Here is a 20975-nt window from a genome sequence, read left to right as displayed (position 1 = left end):
CTGCCGACCAACCTCGCCCTCGCGGTGGGACCCGGCATCCGGTATGCCGTCGTCGAGGGAGGCCCGCGCGGTGCCGCCGACGTGCACCGGGCGCCCGACGGCACCCCCGACGAGGCGATCGAGGCGACCGCGCACCGCTACCTGCTCGCGGAAGACCTGCTGCCGAACTACGCGAAGGATCTCGGCTACGAGAGCGCGGATGCCGCCCGTGAGGCCGTGCAGACCACCGTTCTGGGTTCGGACCTCGAGGGCGTGTCGTACGACCGGCTCTTCGACTACTACGCCGACGCCGAGACGTGGGGCACGGGCAACGCGTGGAATATCCTCGTCGACGACTACGTCACCGTCAGCGACGGCACCGGTATTGTGCACCAGGCCCCCGCCTACGGTGAGGACGACAAGCGCCTCGCCGACGCCGCGGGCCTGCCCACGATCATCTCGCTCGACGATGGCGGCCGGTTCCTGTCCGCCGTGACCGACGTCGCGGGGGAACTGTGGTTCGAGGCCAACCGTCCCCTGATCCGTCTGCTCACGCAGGGCGGCCGACTGCTGCGCGAGGCCTCGTACGAGCACTCGTACCCGCACTGCTGGCGCTGCCGGAACCCCCTGATCTACAAGGCCGTGTCGAGCTGGTTCGTGCGCGTCACCGACGTCAAGGACCGTCTGCTCGAGAACAACCAGCAGATCACCTGGGTGCCCGAGAACGTCAAGGAGGGCCAGTTCGGCAAGTGGCTCGAGGGCGCTCGCGACTGGTCGATCAGCCGCAACCGCTACTGGGGTTCGCCGATCCCCGTGTGGAAGAGCGACGACCCGAACTACCCGCGCGTCGACGTGTACGGTTCGCTCGCCGAGATGGAGGCCGACTTCGGTCGCCTGCCGCGCAACGCCGACGGCGACGTCGATCTGCACCGTCCCTACATCGACGATCTGACCCGGCCGAACCCCGACGACCCCACCGGACGGTCGACGATGCGCCGCATCGAGGACGTGCTCGACGTGTGGTTCGACTCCGGATCGATGCCCTTCGCGCAGGTGCACTACCCGTTCGAGAACCACGAGTGGTTCGACGAGCACTCGCCGGCGGACTTCATCGTGGAGTACATCGGTCAGACCCGCGGCTGGTTCTACGTCATGCACGTGCTGTCGACGGCTCTGTTCGACCGCCCCGCGTTCACCGGGGTGTCCTGCCACGGCATCGTCCTGGGCAACGACGGGCAGAAGATGTCGAAGTCGCTGCGCAACTACCCCGACGTGCGCGAGGTGTTCGATCGCGACGGCTCGGATGCCATGCGCTGGTTCCTCATGTCGTCGAGCGTGCTGCGCGGCGGCAACCTCGTCGTCACCGAGGAAGGCATCCGCTCGGGTGTCCGCGAGTTCCTGCTGCCGCTGTGGAACGCGTGGTACTTCTTCGCGACCTACGCCAACGCATCGGGGCCGAACGGCTACGAGGCGCAGTGGCGCACCGACTCCACGGACGTGCTCGACCGCTACATCCTCGCGCTCACCGGCGACCTCGTGCGGGACGTGGCATCCGATCTCGAGGGGCTCGATTCCACCACTGCCGCGGAGCGCCTGCGCGACTTCGCCGAAGTGCTCACGAACTGGTACATCCGCCGCTCGCGCGACCGGTTCTGGGTGGGCGTGACCGACGACCCGTCCAGCCGCGAGGCGTTCGACACGCTGTACACGGTGCTCGAAACGCTCACGCGCGTGGCTGCCCCGCTGCTCCCGCTCGTCACCGAGCGCGTGTGGCAGGGCCTCACCGGCGGCCGGAGCGTGCACCTCGAGGACTGGCCGGATGCCTCGGCGTTCCCCGCCGCCGCCGACATCCGCACCGCGATGGACACGGTCCGCGAGGTCTCGAGCGTCGCGAACGCCCTCCGCAAGCGCGAGGGCAAGCGCGTGCGCCTGCCGCTGCCGCGCCTGACGGTGGTGACCCCGGATGCCGAGGGCCTGGCGCAGTTCGACGACATCCTCCGCGACGAGCTCAACGTCAAGGCGGTCGAGCAGGTCGCCCTCCGAGACGACACGGCCGCGGCGTACGGCATCACTCACCGCCTGTCCGTGAACGCCCGGGCTGCGGGACCGCGACTGGGCAAGCAGGTGCAGCAGGCGATCCAGGCCGCCCGCGCGGGGGACTGGAGCGAGGTCGACGGTCGCGTCGTCGCCGGCGGCATCCCGCTCGAGCCCAGCGAGTACGACCTCGTCGTCGAAACGGCGGGTCGCCCCGAGGGCGAAGCTCTCGCGGTGCTGTCGTCGGGCGGCTTCGTCCTGCTCGACACCGTCACTACGCCGGAGCTGGAGGCCGAAGGCCTGGCGCGCGACATGATCCGCGGCATCCAGGACACCCGCAAGGCCGCCGGCTTCGACGTGAGCGACCGCATCGCGCTGACGCTCACCTTCGACGACGCCGCGGATGCCGCGGCGGTGGCGCAGGCCTTCGACCTCGCGGGCGTGGCATCCGAGACGCTTGCCGAGGGCGTCGTCCTCGCCTCGCGCACCGAGCGCCTGATCGAGCGCGGTGAGACGCGTGCGCCGGAGTTCGAGAACGTCCTCGCCGCGAAGACCTACGCGAACACCGGCGACGTGGCCGTATCCGTGGCGCGGATCGGAGTCCCCGCATGAGCGACCGTTCCCGTGCCGACGCCGTCTACGCCGCTCTCCTGCAGAGGCAGGGCGAGCAGTGGGTGCAGCCGCGCGTCGAGCGCACGCGTCGCGTGCTCGAGCTGCTCGACGACCCGCAGCGCACGTACCGCGTCATCCACGTCACCGGCACCAACGGCAAGACCTCGACCAGCCGCATCATCGAGAGCCTGCTGCGGGCGCTCGGACTGCGCACGGGACTGTTCACCAGCCCGCACCTCGAGCGCTTCACCGAACGCATCCTCATCGACGGGGAACCCGTCGCGGATGCCGCGATCGCCGACGCCTGGGACGAGATCGAGCCGTTCGTCCAGATCGTGGATGCCGAGCTCGAGGCCGCGGGCGATGCGCCCCTGACGTTCTTCGAACTGCTGACCGTGCTCGCCTTCGTGGCCTGCGCGGACGCCCCGATCGACGTCCTCGTGCTCGAAGTCGGCATGGGCGGCGCGTGGGACTCGACCAACACCGCCGACGGTGACGTCGCGGTGTTCACGCCCATCGACATCGACCACGCCGACCGGCTCGGGAGCACCATCGCCGAGATCGCCACGGTCAAGGCGGGGATCATCAAGGAGGGCGCGGCGGTGGTCTCCGCTGCTCAGCCCGAGGAAGCCCGGCGGGCCATCCTCGCCCGCGCCGAGAAGATGCATGCGTCGGTCGCCTTCGCCGGCGACGGGTTCACCCTCGAGACGCAGACCCTTGCGGTGGGCGGACAGCTGCTCACGGTGCGCGGCGTCGCCGGCAGCTACCCCGAGCTTTATCTCCCGCTCTACGGCGCCCACCAGGGGCAGAACGCCGCCCTCGCGATCGCCGCCGTCGAGTCGCTGATCGGCGGGGGAGCGCAGCCCCTCAACCCCGAGGTGGTCAGTGACGGGCTCGGAGCGACGACATCGCCCGGTCGTCTGCAGCTCCTCGGCACGGCGCCCACGGTCCTCGTCGACGCCGCCCACAACCCGCACGGTGCGCGCGCGCTCGTCGCAGCCCTCGACGAAGCATTCGACATCGACGAGTGGGGGGCGGTCGTCGGCATCCTCTCCGGGAAGGACACCGCGGGGATCGTGTCGACGCTCGCACCCGCGGTCGCCCGTGTCTTCGCCACCGCCCCCGACAGTGACCGCGCGGCAGACCCCGACGCGATCGCCGATGTCGCCGAAGCGGCCGATGTGCCGGTGACCGTCCACCCCACGCTGGAGGACGCCGCCGATGCCGCGAGGGCGTGGGCCGCGGAGTCGGATCGACGCGCCGTCGTCATCACGGGGTCGGTCGTGCTCGCCGGCGAGGCCATCCGGTTGTCCGAGCTGGAGGACTGGAAGGCCGGGTGGCAAGGGTGAGCCCGCGCGAGCCGCGTCCCCGCCGGGCCCGCGGCGCACAGGAATCCCTCGGCGCGGTCGTCCTCGGGTTCGAGTCGATCGTCGTCTTTCTCGGCGGTCTCGTCGTCTACGGGCTCAACGCGCTGCCCGCGGGCATCGCACCGTGGTGGGGCATCGTCGGCGGCGTCGTCCTGGCCGTGGCGATGGTCGCCGTCTCCGGGCTCCTACGCCACCGCTGGGCGATCATCGTCGGATGGGTGCTCCAGGTGATCCTGGCGCTCGGCGGCATCCTGGTCCCGGCGCTCGCTGTCGTCGCGCTCATTTTCGGCGGGATGTGGGCGTATGCGACCATCAAGGGAGCGGCGCTGGACCGGCAGAACGCCCGACGCGCCGCCGACCCCGACCTCTCGAACGGAGAATGACCCATGGCCACCGAAGAGACCCTCGTCCTGGTCAAGCCCGATGGCGTCGCCCGCGGCCTGACCGGCGCGATCCTCGCCCGCATCGAGGCGAAGGGCTACGCCCTCGTCGACATCCGCCTGGTTGAGCCCGACCGTGAGCGGCTCGCCCAGCACTACGCCGAGCATGAGGGGAAGCCCTTCTACGAGCCGCTGCTGGAGTTCATGCTCTCCGGACCGTCCGTGGCGATCCGCCTGGCCGGCAACCGCGTCATCGAGGGATTCCGTTCCCTCGCCGGCACCACCGACCCCACGACCGCGGCGCCCGGAACGATCCGCGGCGACTTCGGCCGCGACTGGGGCCTGAAGGTGCAGCAGAACCTGGTGCACGGCAGCGACAGCCCCGAGTCGGCGGCGCGCGAGCTCTCCATCTGGTTCGACTGATCCCGGATGCCATGACGGCCGTCGTCCCGCGGGGCGGCGGCCGTCGTCGTTCACCGGGCCGCGCGGCCGAACCTCAGCGATTCGCACGAGCTCCGTGGCATCCGCTGGTTCGGACTGCGGTCGTGCAGATCGGTGAGGTTCTGCGGAGGCGCGGCGCGACCGACTAGAGCTGCGAGAGGACGTCCAGGCGCAGCTGGGCCAGGACGGCGACGACGACGTAGGCGCCGAGCGTCATGAGCGGGACCCACGCCATCAGGGAATTCGCGGCATCCCTCGTCTTCGCCCCCGCCGGGACGATGCCCTCGCGCAGGAGATGCAGCGTGACGACGAAGAAGGTGGGGATCGTCACCGACCACGTCACCATGCACCATGGGCAGAGGGTGCCGAGCACGAAGATGCTCTGAGAGATCAGCCAGATGACGAATGTCATCGCCCCGGCAATGCCGACCCAGAACAGGATCCAGAACCAGCGGGCGAAACGGGCGCCCGCGAGAATCGCGACGCCGACGACGATCGGGGCGATCCAGGCCGCAAGGCCGATGATCGGGTTGGGGAAGCCGAACAGGCTGCCCTGCCACGACTGGAGGTTCGCGCTGCACTGCACCAGCACGCTGAAGTCGCAGGATGCCGCGGCCCCGCCGTCCATCAGTTGATGGAAGCGCTCCATCGTCAAGGAGAAGGCCGCCCACCATCCGATCGCTCCCGCGACGATCAGCCACACCGCGAAGACGGGCCGACGCGGAGTGAGGGTTTCGCTCATGATCGCGATTCTTGCACCGTCGTTCGATGTGTCGCCTGTGCGATGCCTCGCCGTCGAGACGCCGGCGGGCGCCGCCGCAGGTGCGCGTCTGCCGATAAACACGATCGGCGGACGGAAACGCTCTCTCCGCGCGTTTCCGTCCGCCGATCGCGTTTATGCGGAGGCAAGAGTCACCGTGCCTGCGAGCGAAACCGATCGACCGTGCGATAATGGAGCTTCGATGAGCCGCGGCCGCGCCGCAGGCGAATCACCAGAAGACTTCGGGCGATGACCGCCCTTCGCAGCACGAGCCGCCGGCCTGCTGCAGACCGAGTGAGTTCGCGGCCCCGCCGGGTGCGGCGCCGCACGAGATTTCGCCGGGCGACGCGCGGTGTCGCCCGCCAGGGAGTACGACCGAATGGCCGACGCAACCGACGATCAGACCCCCGCCGAGACCCCGGCGACCGAGACCCCGACCACGGAGAGTGCCGCCGACGCTGATCTGCTCGGCGACGAGAGCACTCCGACGACGGAAGCGGATGCCGACGACGAGGCCGCCGTGAAGGACGCCGAGACCGCCGCCGCGGCCGATTCGGGCGAACCGGCCGTCCTGGAGTCCGAGGCTGCGGAGGCTCTCGCAGCCACGGCGACGGATGTCGAAGAGCCCAAGGCCACGGTTGCCGCGGAGCCCGAGGCCATGCAAGCCGATGCCACGGCGACGGATGCCGCGGAGCCCGAGGCCACAGAAGCCGGTGCCGTCGAGAGCGAGCCGGCACCGCCCGTCGACGCCGACGCACCCGTCGGCGACGGGGGAGAAGCTGCAAAATCCGCGGCCGCCGGTGAAGAGACCGCGGCAGGAAGCGACACCGCGGACGTGGCCGCCCCGCCGGCAGAGCCGGAGAAGCCCGCCATCCCGACCGCCGTCTCGCTGGGACTCCTGCCCGAGGTGTTCGTGTCGGCCGTGTCGACGCAGCTCCACTTCTACGCGCCCGAGCTGCCGCCGCTTCCTGCGCGCGACGAGGTCGATGAGCGCGACGACGAGGTGGCGAGCGAGCGCGTGTCGTCCAACGCCCGCCGCCGCAACCGCCGCCGTGGCGGAGGTTCCACCGCAGCCGAGGAGCAGACCGAAGCCCCCGCCGCCCCCGCCCGTCAGCGTGCCGTCGAACTCATCACCGAGCCGCAGCGCATCAAGGGCTCCACGCGTCTCGAGGCAAAGAAGCAGCGCCGTCGCGATGGTCGCGAGGCGGGACGTCGTCGTCCCGTCGTGACCGAGGCCGAGTTCCTCGCGCGTCGCGAGGCGGTCGATCGCGTCATGGTCGTGCGCTCCAAGGCGGGGCGGATCCAGATCGCGGTACTCGAAGACAACGTGCTCGTCGAGCACTACGTCGCCCGCAATCAGGATGCCTCGCTCATCGGCAACGTCTACCTCGGCCGCGTGCAGAACGTGCTGCCCAGCATGGAGGCGGCGTTCGTCGACATCGGCCGCGGCCGTAACGCGGTGCTGTACTCCGGCGAGGTCGATTGGGACGGCGTCGAGACCGGCAACCAGCCGCGTCGCATCGAGCTGGCGCTGAAGTCCGGCGATCGCGTGCTCGTCCAGGTCACGAAAGACCCGGTGGGCCACAAGGGTGCGCGCCTCACGAGCCAGATCTCCCTGCCCGGCCGTTACCTCGTGTACGTGCCCGGTGGTGCGATGAACGGCATCTCGCGCAAGCTCCCCGACACCGAGCGCGCACGTCTGAAGAAAATCCTGAAGGAGGTTCTCCCCGAGTCGTCGGGCGTCATCGTCCGTACCGCCGCGGAGGGCGCCACCGAGGATCAGCTGACGCGCGACGTGCAGCGACTGACCTCCCAGTGGGAGCACATCAGCTCGCAGGTCAAGACGATTCAGGCTCCGGCCCTGCTGCACTCCGAGCCCGACCTGCTGGTGAAGATCGTGCGCGATGTCTTCAACGAGGACTTCACGCGCATGCTCATCCAGGGTGACGAGGCGCTGTCGACGATCTCGAGCTACCTGCAGGGCGTCGCGCCCGATCTGCTCGAGCGCGTCGAGAAGTACGAGGGCGATCAGGACCCCTTCGACGCCTTCCGCATCACCGAGCAGATCGAGAAGGCGCTCGACCGCAAGGTGTGGCTGCCCTCGGGCGGCTCGCTGGTCATCGACCGCACCGAGGCGATGACCGTCGTCGACGTCAACACCGGGAAGTTCGTCGGATCGGGCGGCAACCTCGAAGAGACCGTCACCAAGAACAACCTCGAGGCCGCAGAGGAGATCGTCCGTCAGCTGCGGCTGCGCGACATCGGCGGGATCATCGTCGTCGACTTCATCGACATGGTGCTCGAGTCCAACCGCGACCTCGTGCTGCGCCGTCTCATCGAGTGCTTGAGCCGCGACCGCACGAAGCACCAGGTCGCCGAGGTCACCTCGCTCGGCCTCGTGCAGATGACGCGCAAGAAGCTGGGCCTGGGTCTGCTGGAGACCTTCAGCGAGGCGTGCGAGGTCTGCGCCGGGCGCGGTGTCATCGTGCACCACGATCCCGTCGTGAAGCACCGCACGGCGGCCACGACGAACGGCAACGGGGGCGGCAACAACCGCCGCGGCCGTGGCGGGAACGGCTCCTCCAATAGCAACGGCTCCGGCCCCGGCAACGGGAACGGCGCGGGCGCGGCCTCCGCTCCCGCCGGTGGCACACACGTCATCACCGAGGGCGTGAAGTCTGCGCTCGCGCAGATCGCGGCATCCACGATCCATCCGACGGTCGACGACCCCGCCGTGGTCGAGGCGGCCGTCGTGGCGTCGGTCGAGGCGGTCATGGATGCCAAGACCGAGCCGCCGGCGCGCGAGAAGCGCCCGCGCAAGAAGCGCGAGCCCAAGACGCCGCGCACCGAGAAGGACGCGCTGCTCGAGTCCGTGCTCGAGGCTCTCCCGGAGCCGAAGGCGCCGGGTCAGGGCCGCTCGCGCCGCCGTGTGACCACGGCGGCCCTCACCGGCACTCCGGTGAACGCCCAGCCGACCGACGGCTCCTGAGCCGCGTGAGGTGCCAAGAATTGTCGCCCGACCGAGGTCGGAAGCGACAATTCTTGGCACCTCACGCTTTGGGGGCGCGGCGCTCGCGGGCGGTGATGCGCAGCCCCGAGGCCCGGAGACGACGAACGAGCTCGCGTCCACCGACGTGCTCTGCGCCGGCGGCGACCAAGTCGGCGTGCCGCTCGTCGGGCACGTCGTAGTGGTCGAGGTCGAACGCTCGGCGGGGGATACCGGCAGCCGCGGCGAAGGCGTGCAGCTCGGCGAGGTTCGAGTCGCTCACGAGGTGCGCCCACAGACGGCCGTGCGCGGGCCACTGCGGGTCGTCGATGAGAATGGCCACGCCGCGATCCTACGGCCGACACGCGGCCCCGATGCTTTTGCCGGATGTCTCTCGGTGAGCTAAACTCGTCCTTTGGTGCGTCGTGTCCGCGCGATTGACGCGAGACCCCGTCGGCTCAGGCCGGCTGGATCGCACCGAGACTCAGGGCGTTCCGCCCTCCCGACGTCATCAGACAACCGGAGCCGTGCGCTCCCGAACGAAACAGGTGTGAAGTGGTTTACGCAGTTGTGCGCGCCGGCGGCCGGCAGGAGAAGGTCGAGGTCGGCACGATCGTCGTGCTCGATCGCCAGGCGGCGAAGGTCGGCGAGAGCATCCAGCTGCCCGCCGTTCTGTTCGTCGACGGCGAGACCGTCACGACCGACGCCGACAAGCTCGCGAAGGTCTCGGTCACGGCCGAGGTCCTCGGTGAGGAGCGCGGTCCGAAGATCGTGATCCAGAAGTTCAAGAACAAGACCGGCTACAAGAAGCGCCAGGGCCACCGTCAGGACCTCACGCGCGTCAAGATCACCGGCATCAAGTAAGAGCCAGGAGACGCAGAGATGGCACACAAAAAGGGCGCAAGCTCCACCCGTAACGGTCGTGACTCCAACGCACAGCGCCTCGGCGTGAAGCGCTTCGGCGGCCAGGCCGTCAACGCCGGCGAGATCCTCGTCCGCCAGCGCGGTACGCACTTCCACCCCGGCGCCAACGTCGGCCGCGGTGGCGATGACACGCTGTTCGCTCTCGCCGCCGGCGCGGTCGAGTTCGGCCAGAAGGGCGGCCGCAAGGTCGTCAACATCGTCGCTGCCGCCGCGGAGTAATCCGCAGCACACGTCGTTCCCGAGGGGGTGGGCACTGCCCGCCCCCTCGTCGTTTTTCTCCGCCGGTATCGCCGGCCCATCCCGGGAGGACCCTCATGGTCACCTTCGTCGACCGCGTCACCCTGCATCTGCGTGCGGGAAAGGGCGGCAACGGCTGCGTGTCGGTGCGCCGCGAGAAGTTCAAGCCGCTGGCGGGCCCGGACGGGGGCAACGGCGGGCACGGCGGCGACGTGGTGCTCGTCGCCGACCCGCAGGTGACCACGCTGCTGTCGTACCACCACTCGCCACACCGCTCCGCCGGCAACGGAGGCTTCGGCATGGGTGATCACCGCTCCGGCGCCGCCGGCGAGATGACCGAGTTGCCGGTTCCGCTCGGAACGGTCGTGAAGGATCCCGACGGCACCGTGCTCGTTGACATGCTCACGCCGGGCATGCGCTTCGTCGTCGCCCCCGGCGGGCTCGGGGGACTCGGCAACGCCGCTTTGGCCTCGCCCAAGCGCAAGGCTCCCGGCTTCGCGCTGCTGGGGACCCCCGGGTGGGAGGGCGATGTCGTCCTCGAGCTCAAGACCGTGGCGGATGTGGCGCTGGTGGGCTTCCCCTCTGCCGGGAAGTCGAGCCTGATCGCCGCCGTGTCGGCCGCGCGGCCGAAGATCGCCGACTACCCGTTCACGACGCTGCACCCCAACCTCGGCGTCGTGCAGGCCGGCGACGTGCGCTTCACGGTCGCCGACGTCCCGGGCCTCATCGAGGGGGCGAGCGAAGGCCGCGGCCTCGGCTTGGAGTTCCTCCGCCACGTCGAGCGCTGCACGGCTCTGGTTCACGTGCTGGACTGCGCGACGCTCGACCCGGGCCGCGACCCGTTGACCGACCTGGATGTCATTCTGGCCGAGCTGGCCGCGTACCCGGTGCCCGAGGGCCAGATCCCGCTGCTCGAGCGCCCGCAGATCGTCGCACTGAACAAGGTGGACGTGCCCGAGGCCCGTGACCTCGCCGACCTCGTGCGCCCCGACCTCGAATCGCGCGGGTTCCGCGTGTTCGAGATCTCCACGGTCAGCCGTGCGGGTCTGCGCGAGCTCACGTTCGCCCTCGCCGAGATCGTCGAAGAGCACCGGGTCGCGACGATCGACGATCTTCCCGCCGAGCGGATTGTCATCCGGCCGCACGGGTCCGAGAAGGACTTCACGATCAAAGTCGAGGGCGGCACGTACGGTCCGGTCTACCGGATCCTCGGCGACAAGCCCGTCAAGTGGGTGCAGCAGACCGACTTCCAAAACGAAGAGGCCGTCGGCTACCTCGCGGACCGCTTGGCCCGTCTCGGCGTCGAGGACGAGCTGTTCCGCGCCGGTGCGGTCGCCGGTGCCACGGTCGTGATCGGCCCCGGTGACGGGATTGTCTTCGATTGGGAACCCACGCTCTCCTCGGCGGCCGAGCTGATGACGGCGCCGCGCGGAACCGATCCGCGCCTGGTGCAGAACTCTCGTCGCACCACGTCCGAGCGACGTGAGCGCTACCACGAGCGGATGGATGCCAAGGCCGACGCTCGCGCCGAGCTGGAGGCGGAGCGCCTCGCGGCTCGGGCATCCGACGACGAGGAGGATCGATGACCGCGCGCGTCCGCACCGATCTGCCCGCCGCGACGCGCGTCGTGGTCAAGGTCGGATCGTCCTCGATCAGCGGCGACGGGGCCTTCCGCATCGATCTCATCGTCGATGCTCTCGCCCACGCTCGCGAGGCCGGGGTCGAGGTGGTCCTCGTCTCCTCGGGCGCGATCGCGACGGCCCTTCCCTTGCTCGATCTGCGCGGGCGGCCGAACGACCTGGCGACCCAGCAGGCGGCGGCTGCCGTCGGACAGAACGTGCTGATGTGGCGCTACCAGACCTCCCTCGACCGATTCGGGCTGCTCGGGGGACAGGTGCTGTTGACCGCGGGCGACCTGGAGAACGCCACGCACCGCTCGAACGCGCGCCGGGCGATGGAGCGACTTCTGGGGCTCGGCATCCTGCCCATCGTCAACGAGAACGACACCGTGGCCACGCACGAGATCCGCTTCGGTGACAACGACCGGCTGGCGGCCCTCGTCGCTCAGCTGATCGGTGCCGACGCGCTCGTGCTGCTCAGCGACATCGAGTGCCTGTACACCGCTCCGCCGAGCGAGCCCGGTGCTCGCCCGATCACCGACGTGGAGTGGGGCGACGACCTCTCGGAGTACACGTTCGGGTCGGTCACGGTCAATGGTGTCGGCACCGGCGGGGCCGCCACCAAGGCGTCGGCGGCGAAGCTCGCGTCGTCTGCCGGAGTGGGTGTCCTCGTGACCAGCGCCGATCTCGTCGCGGAGGCCCTCGCGGGCGCCGCCGTGGGCACCTGGTTCGCCCCGCACCCCGATCCGGTCACCCTCGCCACGGGCCCCGTGGGCGCGGTAGCCGCGGCGCTAGACTGACGCGATGACCCTCACCGCTGTCTCGGTCGACGAACGCCTGCGCCTGGCGAAGGATGCTGCGCGCCAGGTGGGCCTTCTCGACTCCGCGGCGAAGACGGGGATGCTGCGCGCGATCGCCGACGCCATCGACTCGGCGACCGACACGATCGTCGCGGCCAACGCCGACGATCTGGAGCGCGGGCGCAGCGCCGAGATCGGCGACGCTCTGCTCGACCGTCTTCGGTTGGATGCCACCCGTGTGGCGGCGCTCGCCACGGCGGTCCGCGAGGTCGCCGAGCTGCCCGACCCCGTCGGCCGGGTCCTCGATCGACGTACGCTTCCCAACGGTCTGGAACTGCAGAAGGTGGCGGTGCCGTTCGGAGTCGTCGGCTCCATCTACGAAGCCCGCCCCAACGTGACGGTCGACATCGCCGCTCTGGCCCTGCGCGCCGGCAACGCGGTGGTGTTGCGTGGCGGTTCCGCCGCGCAGAGTTCGAACTCGGCGCTCGTCGAGGTGATGCGTCAGGCTCTGGCGAGCCAGCGCGTCTCTCCGGAGGCCATTCAGACGGTCGACGACTTCGGGAGGGACGGCGCGCGCGCACTGATGAACGCCCGCGGCCTGGTCGATGTGCTCGTCCCGCGCGGTAGCGCGAGCCTCATCGAGACGGTCGTGACGGAGTCGACCGTCCCCGTGATCGAGACCGGGGCCGGCGTGGTCCACGTCTACCTGGATGCCACGGCACGCGACGAGTGGGCGCGGGAGATCGTGCTGAACGCCAAGACCCAGCGCCCGAGCGTCTGCAATGCCGTCGAGACGGTTCTCGTGCACCGCGACGCCGCCGATCGGCTGCTGCCTGACCTCCTCGGTGAGTTGGCGGGCGCCGGTGTGCGCGTGCACGGTGACGACACCACCGCCGGGTACGACCCGCGCGTCGTCGCGGCCACGGACGCAGACTGGGCGACCGAGTACCTGAGCCTCGATCTCGCCGTGCGCGTGGTCGACGATCTCGACGCCGCGCTCGACCACATCCGTCGCTACTCCACCCACCACACCGAGTCGATCATCACCGAGGACGAGGCTGCCGCCACCCGCTTCCTGGCGGAGGTCGATTCGGCCGTCGTGCTGGTGAACGCGTCGACCCGGTTCACCGATGGCGGCGAGTTCGGCTTCGGTGCCGAGGTCGGCATCTCGACCCAGAAACTCCACGCCCGAGGGCCGATGGGTCTCGCCGAGCTCACCAGCACGAAGTGGCTCGGGCGCGGCGACGGCCAGGTCCGAACCTGAACGCATAAAATGAACTCGCGCCTTGCGCAGAATTCTCGAACGGAGCACTGATGACTTTCGCCACGCTGATCGCCCACGCCGCTGAAGAGGGCGCACATCACGGCGGCAACGTGCAGGCCGAGACCTTCTGGTACGGCGCTGTGGCCTTCGTCGTCTTCATCGCGCTGAGCCTGGTCACACTGTCGTACCGCAACGTGTCGAACCGTCACGCGCACAAGGCCGCGGCGTACACCCAGAAGCACGGGACGCCCACCCCCGAGGCCCACGGCCACTGAGGCCCACCGTATGTCGGTGACGCGCGCCCCTCGGATCGGGGTCATGGGTGGGACGTTCGATCCCATCCATCACGGTCACCTGGTCGCGGCCAGCGAAGTCGCGCAGTCCTTCGATCTCGATGAGGTCGTCTTCGTCCCCACCGGCCGTCCCTGGCAGAAGGACGACGTCACCGAGAGCGAACACCGCTACCTCATGACGGTGATCGCGACGGCATCCAATCCGCAGTTCACCGTGAGCCGCGTCGACATCGACCGCGCCGGCCCGACGTACACCATCGACACTCTGCGCGACCTCCAGCGCGAGCGCCCCGGTGCCGAGTTGTTCTTCATCACCGGGGCCGACGCCGTGGCGCAGATCCTCGGCTGGCGCAATCACCAGGAGCTGTGGGATCTGGCCCATTTCGTGGCGGTCTCCCGGCCTGGACATGTCCTGACCACGGAGGGCCTGCCCACCGAAGACGTCAGCCAGCTGGAGATCCCCGCACTGAGCATCTCGTCCACCGACTGCCGCGCCCGCGTGCGCCGAGGCCACCCCGTGTGGTACCTCGTGCCCGACGGCGTCGTGCAGTACATCGCGAAGCACCACCTCTACCGGAGCCCTGCATGAGCACATCCGAGACCCCCGAGAACCCGCCGCTGACGCGGCGTCAGCTGCGCGAACTCCGCAACACCGGCGCGACGCCGATCATCACGCCGCAGCCTGACGCCGCGCCCGAGAACGCCACCGCGCCGGCCGCCGAGCCGCAGACGGCTCACGATGCCCCTCCCGCGGAGGCACCGGATGCCGCGATCGCCGATGTGGCTGCGGATGCCGCGGATGCCGCGAGCGAGGGCGAGTCCGTGGCTCCCGCCACCGACCGCGACGAGCCCGTCGCCGAGAGCGATGCGGGCGCGGACCCGGAGACGGTGTCTGAACCCCCCGCCAAGAAGGGCGGCGTGCTGGGCGGTCTGTTCGGCCGCAACAAGGCCGACAAGGCCGCTGCCGAGCCGGTGAGCGAGCCCGCCCCCGCCGACGACGCACCCGCGTCTGGTGAGACTGAGGCGGATGCCGTGACGGCACCGGACACCGCGCCCGAGCCGCCCCTCGTCCCGGCCACGTTCCCGCCCTCCTCGGGCCCCGATCTCGGCGTGACCGGCCTCACCCGGCGGCAGGTCCGCGCACAGGAGCGCATCCGCACGGCATCCGTGCCGATCATCTCGCCCGATCTCGAACCCGGCGTCCCGACGACGCGCGACGAAACGGCCGAGCGGGTCTCCGAGTCCGCCATCCCGTCTGCGGAGTCGGCGACCTCCCACGACGCGGACACCGACGCCGTGGCGTCCGCGACGAACGAGGCCGAGACGGCGGCGCGGGACGACTCCGCCGGGCTGCAGGCGATCTTCCGCCCCGCCGCACCCGAGGAGGCGGAGGCGACCGACGAAACCGCGACCGACGACCCGGCGCCGGTGTCGACCGTGAACCCCGCGCTGGGGTCCGACCTCTTGAAGGGCCAGACGCCCGAGATCTCGCTGCCGCCGTCTTTCGATCAGCTGATCTCTCGCAGCGCCGCGGCGACGGGCTCGGTCTCGACACCGAACGCGCTGATCCTCTCGCAGACCCCGGCGGGCGTGCCGCTCGTCGGCCCGGTCACCTCGACTGGTGAGGTGCTCATCACGGGAACGTTCGAGCTGCCCGAGGGTCTCGGGTCGGCGGGTCACGCGCCGGGCACCACCGACGGGCGCGAGGTGGATGCCGTCCTTCTCGACGGCGAGCTGCCCCCGGCATCGTCCCCGACCCCGATCGCGGCCAGCGCCGCCATCAGCACCGTCAAGCAACCCGGTGAGATCATCCGCCCCCCGGCACCCGAGAAGGGCAGCAAGCTCGTCATCGGTCTCATCATCACCACAGGCGCTCTCGCCGTCGCGGTCGCCGTCGCGCTGGTCCTCGCCTTCACGACAGGAGTCTTCGGATGACAGCCAGCGCCAACGGAATCGAGATGGCGCGGATCGCCGCGATCGCCGCCGATTCGAAATCCGGGGAAGACCTCGTCGCCCTCGACGTGTCCGAGCCTCTTCCGCTCGTCGACATCTTCCTGCTCGTGACGGGTCGCAATGAGCGCAACGTCGCGGCCATCGCCGACGAGGTCGAAGAGAAGCTGCTGGAGGGCGGGCACAAGCGCCTACGCCGCGAGGGCCGCCAGGAGTCGCGGTGGGTCTTGCTTGACTTCGGCGATCTCGTCGTGCATGTCTTCCACGAGCAGGAGCGCGTCTACTACGGGCTCGAGCGACTGTGGAAGGACTGCCCGGTCGTGCCGCTGGAGCTGCCGGCACCGGCTCCCGCGGACTGACCTGCACGAAGGGCCGCCCCACAGAGGGGCGGCCCTTCGGCGTTCACGGGTCAGACGAGAGCGCCGGTGAGCTCCTCCCGAAGAAGAGCGGCACCCGCGCTGAGCGCGCTGAGCTTGGCCAGGGCGACGTCGCGCGGCAGAGGCGCCATTCCGCAATTCGAGCTGGCGATGAGTTTGTCGGCATCCACGAACTCCAGCGCCCGGCGCAGGGTGTGCGCCACCTCTTCGGGACGTTCGATGTCATGCGAGGCCACATCGACGGCGCCGAGCATGACCTTCTTGCCTCGAATCAGTTCGATCACCTCGATCGGGATGCGGGAGTTGTGCGACTCGAGCGAGACGATGTCGATGCTCGACTGCTGAAGCAGAGGGAACGACTCCTCGTACTGCCGCCACTCCGGGCCGAGCGTGGCCTTCCAATCGGTGTTCGCCTTGATGCCGTAGCCGTAGCAGATGTGGACGGCGGTCTCGGCGCGAAGGCCCTCGACGGCGCGCTCGAGCGCGGCCATACCCCAGTCCCGCACCTCGTCGAAGAAGACGTTGAAGGCGGGTTCGTCGAACTGGATGATGTCGACGCCGGCGGCTTCGAGCTCCTTCGCCTCTTGGTTCAGGATGCCGGCGAACTCCCACGCGAGCTTCTCGCGGCTGTTGTAGTAGCGGTCCGCGAGGGTGTCGATCATCGTCATCGGTCCGGGCAGCGCCCACTTGATCGGCTGATCGGTCTGTTGGCGGAGGAAGGCGGCATCCTGAACGAAGACCGGCTTGACGCGCTCCACGGCCCCGACGACGGTCGGCACGCTGGCGTCGTACCGGTTGCGGATGCGGACGGTCTCACGGTTCTCGAAGTCCACCCCGCGAAGGTGCTCGATGAAGGTGGTGACGAAGTGCTGGCGGGTCTGCTCGCCGTCGCTGATGATGTCGATGCCGCGCCGGCGCTGTTCGTGCACGGCGGCGCGGAGGGCGTCTTGCTTGCCCTCGACCAGCGCGTCTGCGTCGAGGGCCCAGGGGGACCAGAGCTTCTCGGGCTCGGCGAGCCACGAGGGCTTCGGGAGACTGCCGACAGCGGCGGTGGGGAGAAGGGTGTTCACGGGTGTGCTCCGGCGGATCAGTGGACGAGGGCGGGGGAGAGGCCTGCCCAGCGGGCCAGTGCGTCCCCGTGCGGTGTGACGAAGTGCTCCTCTGCCCACTTGCCCTGGGTGAGCGCGAGGCGCGAGCGCTCGTCGCGGTCGTAGTCCACGCGTGTCCGCGAGAAGTCGCTGCTGTCGAGGGTGGGGCGGAAGACGCCGGCGGCGGCGGAGTTGGCGTTGTAGATCTCGGGGCGGTAGATCTTCTGGAACGTCTCCATCGTGCTGATCGTGCCGATGAGCTGCAGGTTCGTGTAGTCGTTCAGCAGGTCACCGCGGAAGTAGAACGCCAGCGGGGCGGAGCTCCCCTCGGGGAGGAAGTAGCGAACACGGAGGCCCATCTTCCCGAAGTACTCGTCGGTGAGCGAGTACTCGTCCTGCACGTACTCGACGCCGAGCACGGGGTGGCGGTTGTCGGTGCGGCGGTAGGTCTTGCTCGTGGAGACGCTGATGCAGATGACCGGCGACACGGTGAAGCGCTCACGGTACTCGGGGGAGTCCAGGAACGCCTCGAACAGCTTGCCGTGCAGGACGCCGAAGTCCTCGGGCACCGTGAAGCCGCCAGCGGCGGCGCTCGCGGCGGGCAGAAGAACGCTGAAGTCGAAGTCCCGCAGGTAGGACGAGAAGTTGTTGCCCACGATCCCGTGGTGGCGTGCACCGGTCTGTCGGTCGACGATCACCAGATCGAGCACCTCCAGCAGGGGGAATCGTTGGTCGTCTCCGGATGCCGCGAACTCCAGGTCGACGGACACGATGTCGATCTCGAGCGTGTAGCGGTCGCCCTCCGGGTTGTCCCAGCGAGCGAGGTCGTTGAACCGGCGGTCGATCATCGTCAGCGCGTTGCGCAGGTTCTCCTGACGATCCGCGCCGCGGGCGAGGTTGGCGAAGTTCGTCGTCGCACGCGAGCTCTCCGACGGGGAGTAGTCCTCGTCGAAGCCCGTGGTCGAGATCCGGAACGTGAAGTCGTTCGACATGTCCAGACACTCCAGTCGTTCGGCGGCTCGTGCCGCACAGTCATCGGTGTTCCCATGGTGCGTGTCTAGGGCTGCCATCGGGTAATCCGGTTCAGCTATCCAGGCCTATAGGCTGTGCCTATGGCCCGGCGAACGAGCGGCGTGACGCTCCAGCAGCTCCAGTCCTTCATCGAGGTCGCCGCAGAGGGCTCGATCTCTGCCGCCGCCGATCTGCTGTACGTGTCGCAACCGACGATGTCGGCAGCGATGAAAGACCTCGAAGCCCGCGTGGGGCGCTCACTGATGGTCCGCTCGGCGCGAGGCATCACCCTGACATCGGACGGCGTGGAGTTCCTCGGCTACGCCCGACAGGTCGTCGAGCAGGTGGCCCTCCTCGAGCAGCGCTACCTCGATCGACCACCGTCGCGCCGCCTCCTGGGTGTTTCGACGCAGCACTACTCTTTCGCCGTCGACGCGTTCGTCCGGATGGTGAAGGCCAGTGCGGCGCCGGAGTACGAGTTCTCGCTGCGAGAGACGCGGACGTGGGACATCATCGAGGATGTGCGGACGCTGCGCAGCGAGCTCGGCATCCTGTATCGCAACGACTTCAACGGCAACGTGATCGACAAGCTGCTGCGCGACTCGGGACTGTCGTTTCATCCGCTGTTCCTGGCCGACCCGCACATCTTTGTCTCGCGCAAGAATCCTCTGGCGGCCCGCGCGCGCGTGACCCTCGACGATCTCGCCGGGCTCCCACGCCTCACGTTCGACCAGGGCACCAACAACTCGTTCTACTTCGCCGAGGAGATCCTGTCGACGTTGTCGAGCGCGCAAGAGATTCGCGTCTCCGACCGGGCGACGATCTTCAACCTCATGATCGGCCTCGGCGGGTACACGATCTCCACGGGGATCATCAGCGACGACCTCGACCCCGAGATCGTCGCGGTGCCGCTCGACGTCGACGAGCGGATCGAGATCGGATGGATCGCGCACACGACCATTCCGCTGACCGAGCAGGCTCGGCGGTACCTCGACGAGGTGCGGGCGGTCGTGCGGGAGTTCGACGTGAAGGTGCTCGGCTAGAGACCCCGTCGATGGCAGTGCCGGAAATGACGAATGCCCCGAACCTACGTCGCGGGACATTCATTTCGGTGGACCTGAGGGGACTCGAACCCCTGACCCCCTGCATGCCATGCAGGTGCGCTACCAGCTGCGCCACAGGCCCGTTTTCTGTTTTCCGCCCCTTTCGAGGCAACTCCATGAGCTTACTACACGGAATCAGGACGCAGGAAATCGGCGCGACCGGGCGTGTCGCCGGCCTCGGTTACCGCGGCGAGCAGAGCGGTCCGCAGCTTCTGGGAACGCTCGCTCAGCGCGCGCTGACGAGCGACGTACTGAGCCTTTCCCTCGGGCGTCTCGATCGCGACGGGGGAGTAGCCCCAGTCCGCGAGGTCGTACGGCGACGCCTCCATGTCGAGCGTGCGGATATCGCGCGCGAGCTCGAACGCATCGAGCAGAAGGTGCCCGGGAACCAGAGGCCCGAGCTTCACCGCCCACTTGTAGACGTCCATTCCGGCGTGCAGGCACCCGGGTTGCTCGACGGTGACCTGCGTCTCGCGCGACAGGTGCGCGCGATTCCGGGGCACCGCATCGGGGGTGAAGAACCGGAACGCGTCGTAGTGCGTGCACTTCAGGTCGTGCGCCTCGACCACGGCGTCGGTGCCATCCGTGCCCAGTCGCAACGGCACAGCGTGTCGCACGTCCGCCGTGCGGTAGGCCATCGCCCACTCGTGCAGACCGAAGCAGCCGAACTGCGCCGGGCGCGCGGCGGTGGCGCGGAGCAGACCGACGACGCCGCGGTACAGCGAGCCACGGTCGCGGCGGAAGGCCGCGGCATCCACCGCCACGCCCTCGGCCGTGGACCGGTACCAGCGCCAGGTGGTGCGCTCGTCGGCGTCGGCGAGCACGACGTCGGGACCGGGATGCCAGCGGCGCAGGATCGCGGGCTTGTAGGAGTAGTAGGTGAAGAGGAAGTCCTCGACGGGATGCTTCTCGCCGCGCGCGGCACGCGTGCGATGGGCCGCTGTGAGGGAGTCGGCTCGCTCGGCGTGAGCCGCGGCGCGCGTGCTCCACTCCGCGCGGGGAATCACCGGTACGTCGAGGACGAGACTCATTCGACCGGCTCGATGAGGTCGGGGGTGTCGTTGCGGACGTTGCCGACCGCCGAGGACACCACGTGGTCGTCGAGCGTCTCGGCCACGTCGGGGGCGGCGTCGATCGCGGCATCCAGGATGTCGCCGACGTTCTCGGTGGTCGGGTCGAGCCACGCGTCGGCGAAGTCGGGGTCCATGAACAGCGGCATCCGGTCGTGGATCGACCCGAGCCGGCCGATCGAGTCTCGCGTGAGGATCGTGCAGCTCAGCACCCATCGAGCAGGGTCGTCTTCGGCCCTGGCCGGGTCTTTCCACCACTCGTAGAGGCCCGCGAAGAACAGCGGCGAGCCGTCGGCAGGGTGGATGTAGTGCGGCGTCTTGCCGGCCTCGGTGGTCTTCCACTCGTAGTACCCCGATGCGGGAATCACCGCGCGGCGCTTGATGAGGGCGTTGCGGAACATCGGCTTGTCTTCGATCTCTTCCGACCGGGCGTTGAACGCCCGGGCCCCGATCTTGACGTCTTTGGCCCACCCCGGCACGAGTCCCCACCGCGCGACCTCGAGGCGGCGCACCGGCGGCTCGGTCTTGACCGAGTCGAGGACGATGGCAACGGATGCCGTGGGCGCGATGTTGTAGGACGGCGGTGGCAGCTCATCGGCTTCGACGTCGACGCGCAGCACCCCCACGAGCTCGGATGCCACGTTGGCCACGACGAATCGACCGCACATGCCTCTACGGTA

21 protein-coding genes and 1 tRNA gene are annotated in these 20975 nt (G+C 69.3%); 15 read left to right on the top strand and 7 right to left on the bottom strand.

The window, feature by feature from the left end; all coding sequences use genetic code 11:
* The 4 genes from MHY30_RS04465 to ndk all read left to right on the top strand — a co-directional run.
* Positions 1 to 2625, top strand: a 2625-nt coding sequence (locus MHY30_RS04465; protein WP_239275425.1) for an isoleucine--tRNA ligase, incomplete at its 5' end; no start/stop codon positions are given.
* On the top strand, positions 2622 to 3974 hold the full coding sequence (locus MHY30_RS04460) for a folylpolyglutamate synthase/dihydrofolate synthase family protein (RefSeq protein ID WP_239275423.1): 1353 nt from the start codon (positions 2622 to 2624) through the stop codon (positions 3972 to 3974). The genes MHY30_RS04465 and MHY30_RS04460, both read left to right, overlap by 4 nt.
* Positions 3971 to 4375, top strand: coding sequence for a DUF4233 domain-containing protein (locus tag MHY30_RS04455; protein ID WP_374204587.1), 405 nt, complete (start codon positions 3971 to 3973; stop codon positions 4373 to 4375). The genes MHY30_RS04460 and MHY30_RS04455 overlap by 4 nt, the downstream gene beginning before the upstream one ends.
* 3 nt (positions 4376 to 4378) lie before the next feature.
* Positions 4379 to 4795: a nucleoside-diphosphate kinase gene (ndk, locus tag MHY30_RS04450; protein WP_239275419.1), complete on the top strand. Its 417-nt coding sequence runs from the start codon at positions 4379 to 4381 to the stop codon at positions 4793 to 4795.
* A gap of 163 nt (positions 4796 to 4958) precedes the next feature.
* On the opposite strand, the gene MHY30_RS04445 is transcribed toward ndk, so the two are convergent.
* A complete protein-coding gene (locus MHY30_RS04445; protein ID WP_239275417.1) occupies positions 4959 to 5555 on the bottom strand; it encodes a vitamin K epoxide reductase family protein in 597 nt (198 codons plus the stop codon).
* A 397-nt stretch (positions 5556 to 5952) separates the two neighbouring features.
* Here MHY30_RS04445 and MHY30_RS04440 point away from each other — a divergent pair, with 397 nt between their 5' ends.
* Positions 5953 to 8562: an Rne/Rng family ribonuclease gene (locus MHY30_RS04440; RefSeq protein ID WP_374204586.1), complete on the top strand. Its 2610-nt coding sequence runs from the start codon at positions 5953 to 5955 to the stop codon at positions 8560 to 8562.
* A gap of 61 nt (positions 8563 to 8623) precedes the next feature.
* Here MHY30_RS04440 and MHY30_RS04435 read toward each other — a convergent pair whose 3' ends face one another.
* Positions 8624 to 8902 carry a DUF4031 domain-containing protein gene (locus MHY30_RS04435; protein ID WP_239275416.1) on the bottom strand — a complete coding sequence of 93 codons (279 nt, stop codon included), beginning with the start codon at positions 8900 to 8902 and terminating at the stop codon, positions 8624 to 8626.
* A gap of 212 nt (positions 8903 to 9114) precedes the next feature.
* Between MHY30_RS04435 and rplU the strand changes: the two genes are divergently transcribed.
* The 9 genes from rplU to rsfS all read left to right on the top strand — a co-directional run bounded on the left by rplU (position 9115) and on the right by rsfS (position 16005).
* Complete coding sequence (rplU, locus tag MHY30_RS04430; RefSeq protein ID WP_022878253.1) at positions 9115 to 9423, top strand: 50S ribosomal protein L21; 309 nt, start codon at positions 9115 to 9117, stop codon at positions 9421 to 9423.
* 18 nt (positions 9424 to 9441) lie between these two features.
* Positions 9442 to 9702 carry a 50S ribosomal protein L27 gene (gene rpmA / locus MHY30_RS04425; RefSeq protein WP_239275414.1) on the top strand — a complete coding sequence of 87 codons (261 nt, stop codon included), beginning with the start codon at positions 9442 to 9444 and terminating at the stop codon, positions 9700 to 9702.
* Between the two features lie 95 nt (positions 9703 to 9797).
* Positions 9798 to 11306, top strand: a complete 1509-nt coding sequence (obgE, locus tag MHY30_RS04420) for a GTPase ObgE (protein ID WP_239275412.1) — start codon at positions 9798 to 9800, stop codon at positions 11304 to 11306.
* Entirely contained in the window at positions 11303 to 12139 is an 837-nt protein-coding gene (gene proB / locus MHY30_RS04415) for a glutamate 5-kinase (protein WP_239275410.1), read from the top strand. Before obgE ends, proB begins: the two co-directional genes overlap by 4 nt.
* Positions 12140 to 12143: 4 nt before the next feature.
* Positions 12144 to 13403 carry a glutamate-5-semialdehyde dehydrogenase gene (locus MHY30_RS04410; protein ID WP_239275408.1) on the top strand — a complete coding sequence of 420 codons (1260 nt, stop codon included), beginning with the start codon at positions 12144 to 12146 and terminating at the stop codon, positions 13401 to 13403.
* A gap of 50 nt (positions 13404 to 13453) precedes the next feature.
* The gene (locus MHY30_RS04405; protein WP_239275406.1) at positions 13454 to 13678 is read left to right on the top strand and encodes a hypothetical protein; all 225 of its coding nucleotides are present in this window, start codon (positions 13454 to 13456) and stop codon (positions 13676 to 13678) included.
* Positions 13679 to 13688: 10 nt separating this feature from the next.
* Complete coding sequence (gene nadD, locus MHY30_RS04400) at positions 13689 to 14285, top strand: nicotinate-nucleotide adenylyltransferase (protein ID WP_239275404.1); 597 nt, start codon at positions 13689 to 13691, stop codon at positions 14283 to 14285.
* Complete coding sequence (locus tag MHY30_RS04395; RefSeq protein WP_239275402.1) at positions 14282 to 15631, top strand: hypothetical protein; 1350 nt, start codon at positions 14282 to 14284, stop codon at positions 15629 to 15631. The genes nadD and MHY30_RS04395 overlap by 4 nt, the downstream gene beginning before the upstream one ends.
* Complete coding sequence (gene rsfS / locus MHY30_RS04390; protein ID WP_239275400.1) at positions 15628 to 16005, top strand: ribosome silencing factor; 378 nt, start codon at positions 15628 to 15630, stop codon at positions 16003 to 16005. Before MHY30_RS04395 ends, rsfS begins: the two co-directional genes overlap by 4 nt.
* A gap of 50 nt (positions 16006 to 16055) precedes the next feature.
* Here rsfS and MHY30_RS04385 read toward each other — a convergent pair whose 3' ends face one another.
* Both MHY30_RS04385 and MHY30_RS04380 read right to left on the bottom strand, forming a co-directional pair.
* Entirely contained in the window at positions 16056 to 17093 is a 1038-nt protein-coding gene (locus tag MHY30_RS04385) for a methionine synthase (RefSeq protein ID WP_239275398.1), read from the bottom strand.
* Between the two features lie 17 nt (positions 17094 to 17110).
* Positions 17111 to 18103 (bottom strand): putative oxygenase MesX, encoded by a 993-nt coding sequence (locus tag MHY30_RS04380; RefSeq protein ID WP_239275440.1) that lies wholly within the window; start codon positions 18101 to 18103, stop codon positions 17111 to 17113.
* 120 nt (positions 18104 to 18223) lie between these two features.
* Here MHY30_RS04380 and MHY30_RS04375 point away from each other — a divergent pair, with 120 nt between their 5' ends.
* Positions 18224 to 19165 carry a LysR family transcriptional regulator gene (locus MHY30_RS04375; protein WP_239275396.1) on the top strand — a complete coding sequence of 314 codons (942 nt, stop codon included), beginning with the start codon at positions 18224 to 18226 and terminating at the stop codon, positions 19163 to 19165.
* Between the two features lie 69 nt (positions 19166 to 19234).
* On the opposite strand, the gene MHY30_RS04370 is transcribed toward MHY30_RS04375, so the two are convergent.
* From MHY30_RS04370 to MHY30_RS04360, 3 genes are all read right to left on the bottom strand, one after another.
* Positions 19235 to 19307 (bottom strand) — tRNA-Ala (locus MHY30_RS04370).
* 43 nt (positions 19308 to 19350) lie between these two features.
* The gene (locus tag MHY30_RS04365) at positions 19351 to 20256 is read right to left on the bottom strand and encodes a 3-methyladenine DNA glycosylase (protein WP_239275394.1); all 906 of its coding nucleotides are present in this window, start codon (positions 20254 to 20256) and stop codon (positions 19351 to 19353) included.
* On the bottom strand, positions 20253 to 20963 hold the full coding sequence (locus tag MHY30_RS04360; RefSeq protein WP_239275392.1) for an SOS response-associated peptidase: 711 nt from the start codon (positions 20961 to 20963) through the stop codon (positions 20253 to 20255). Before MHY30_RS04360 ends, MHY30_RS04365 begins: the two co-directional genes overlap by 4 nt.
* Positions 20964 to 20975: the final 12 nt, after the last annotated feature.

This window comes from Microbacterium sp. ACRRU (assembly GCF_022346945.1).
GTDB lineage: Bacteria > Actinomycetota > Actinomycetes > Actinomycetales > Microbacteriaceae > Microbacterium > Microbacterium mcarthurae.
The sequence above is the reverse complement of the archived record's forward strand: the minus strand, read 5'-3'. Positions and strand labels throughout refer to the sequence as shown.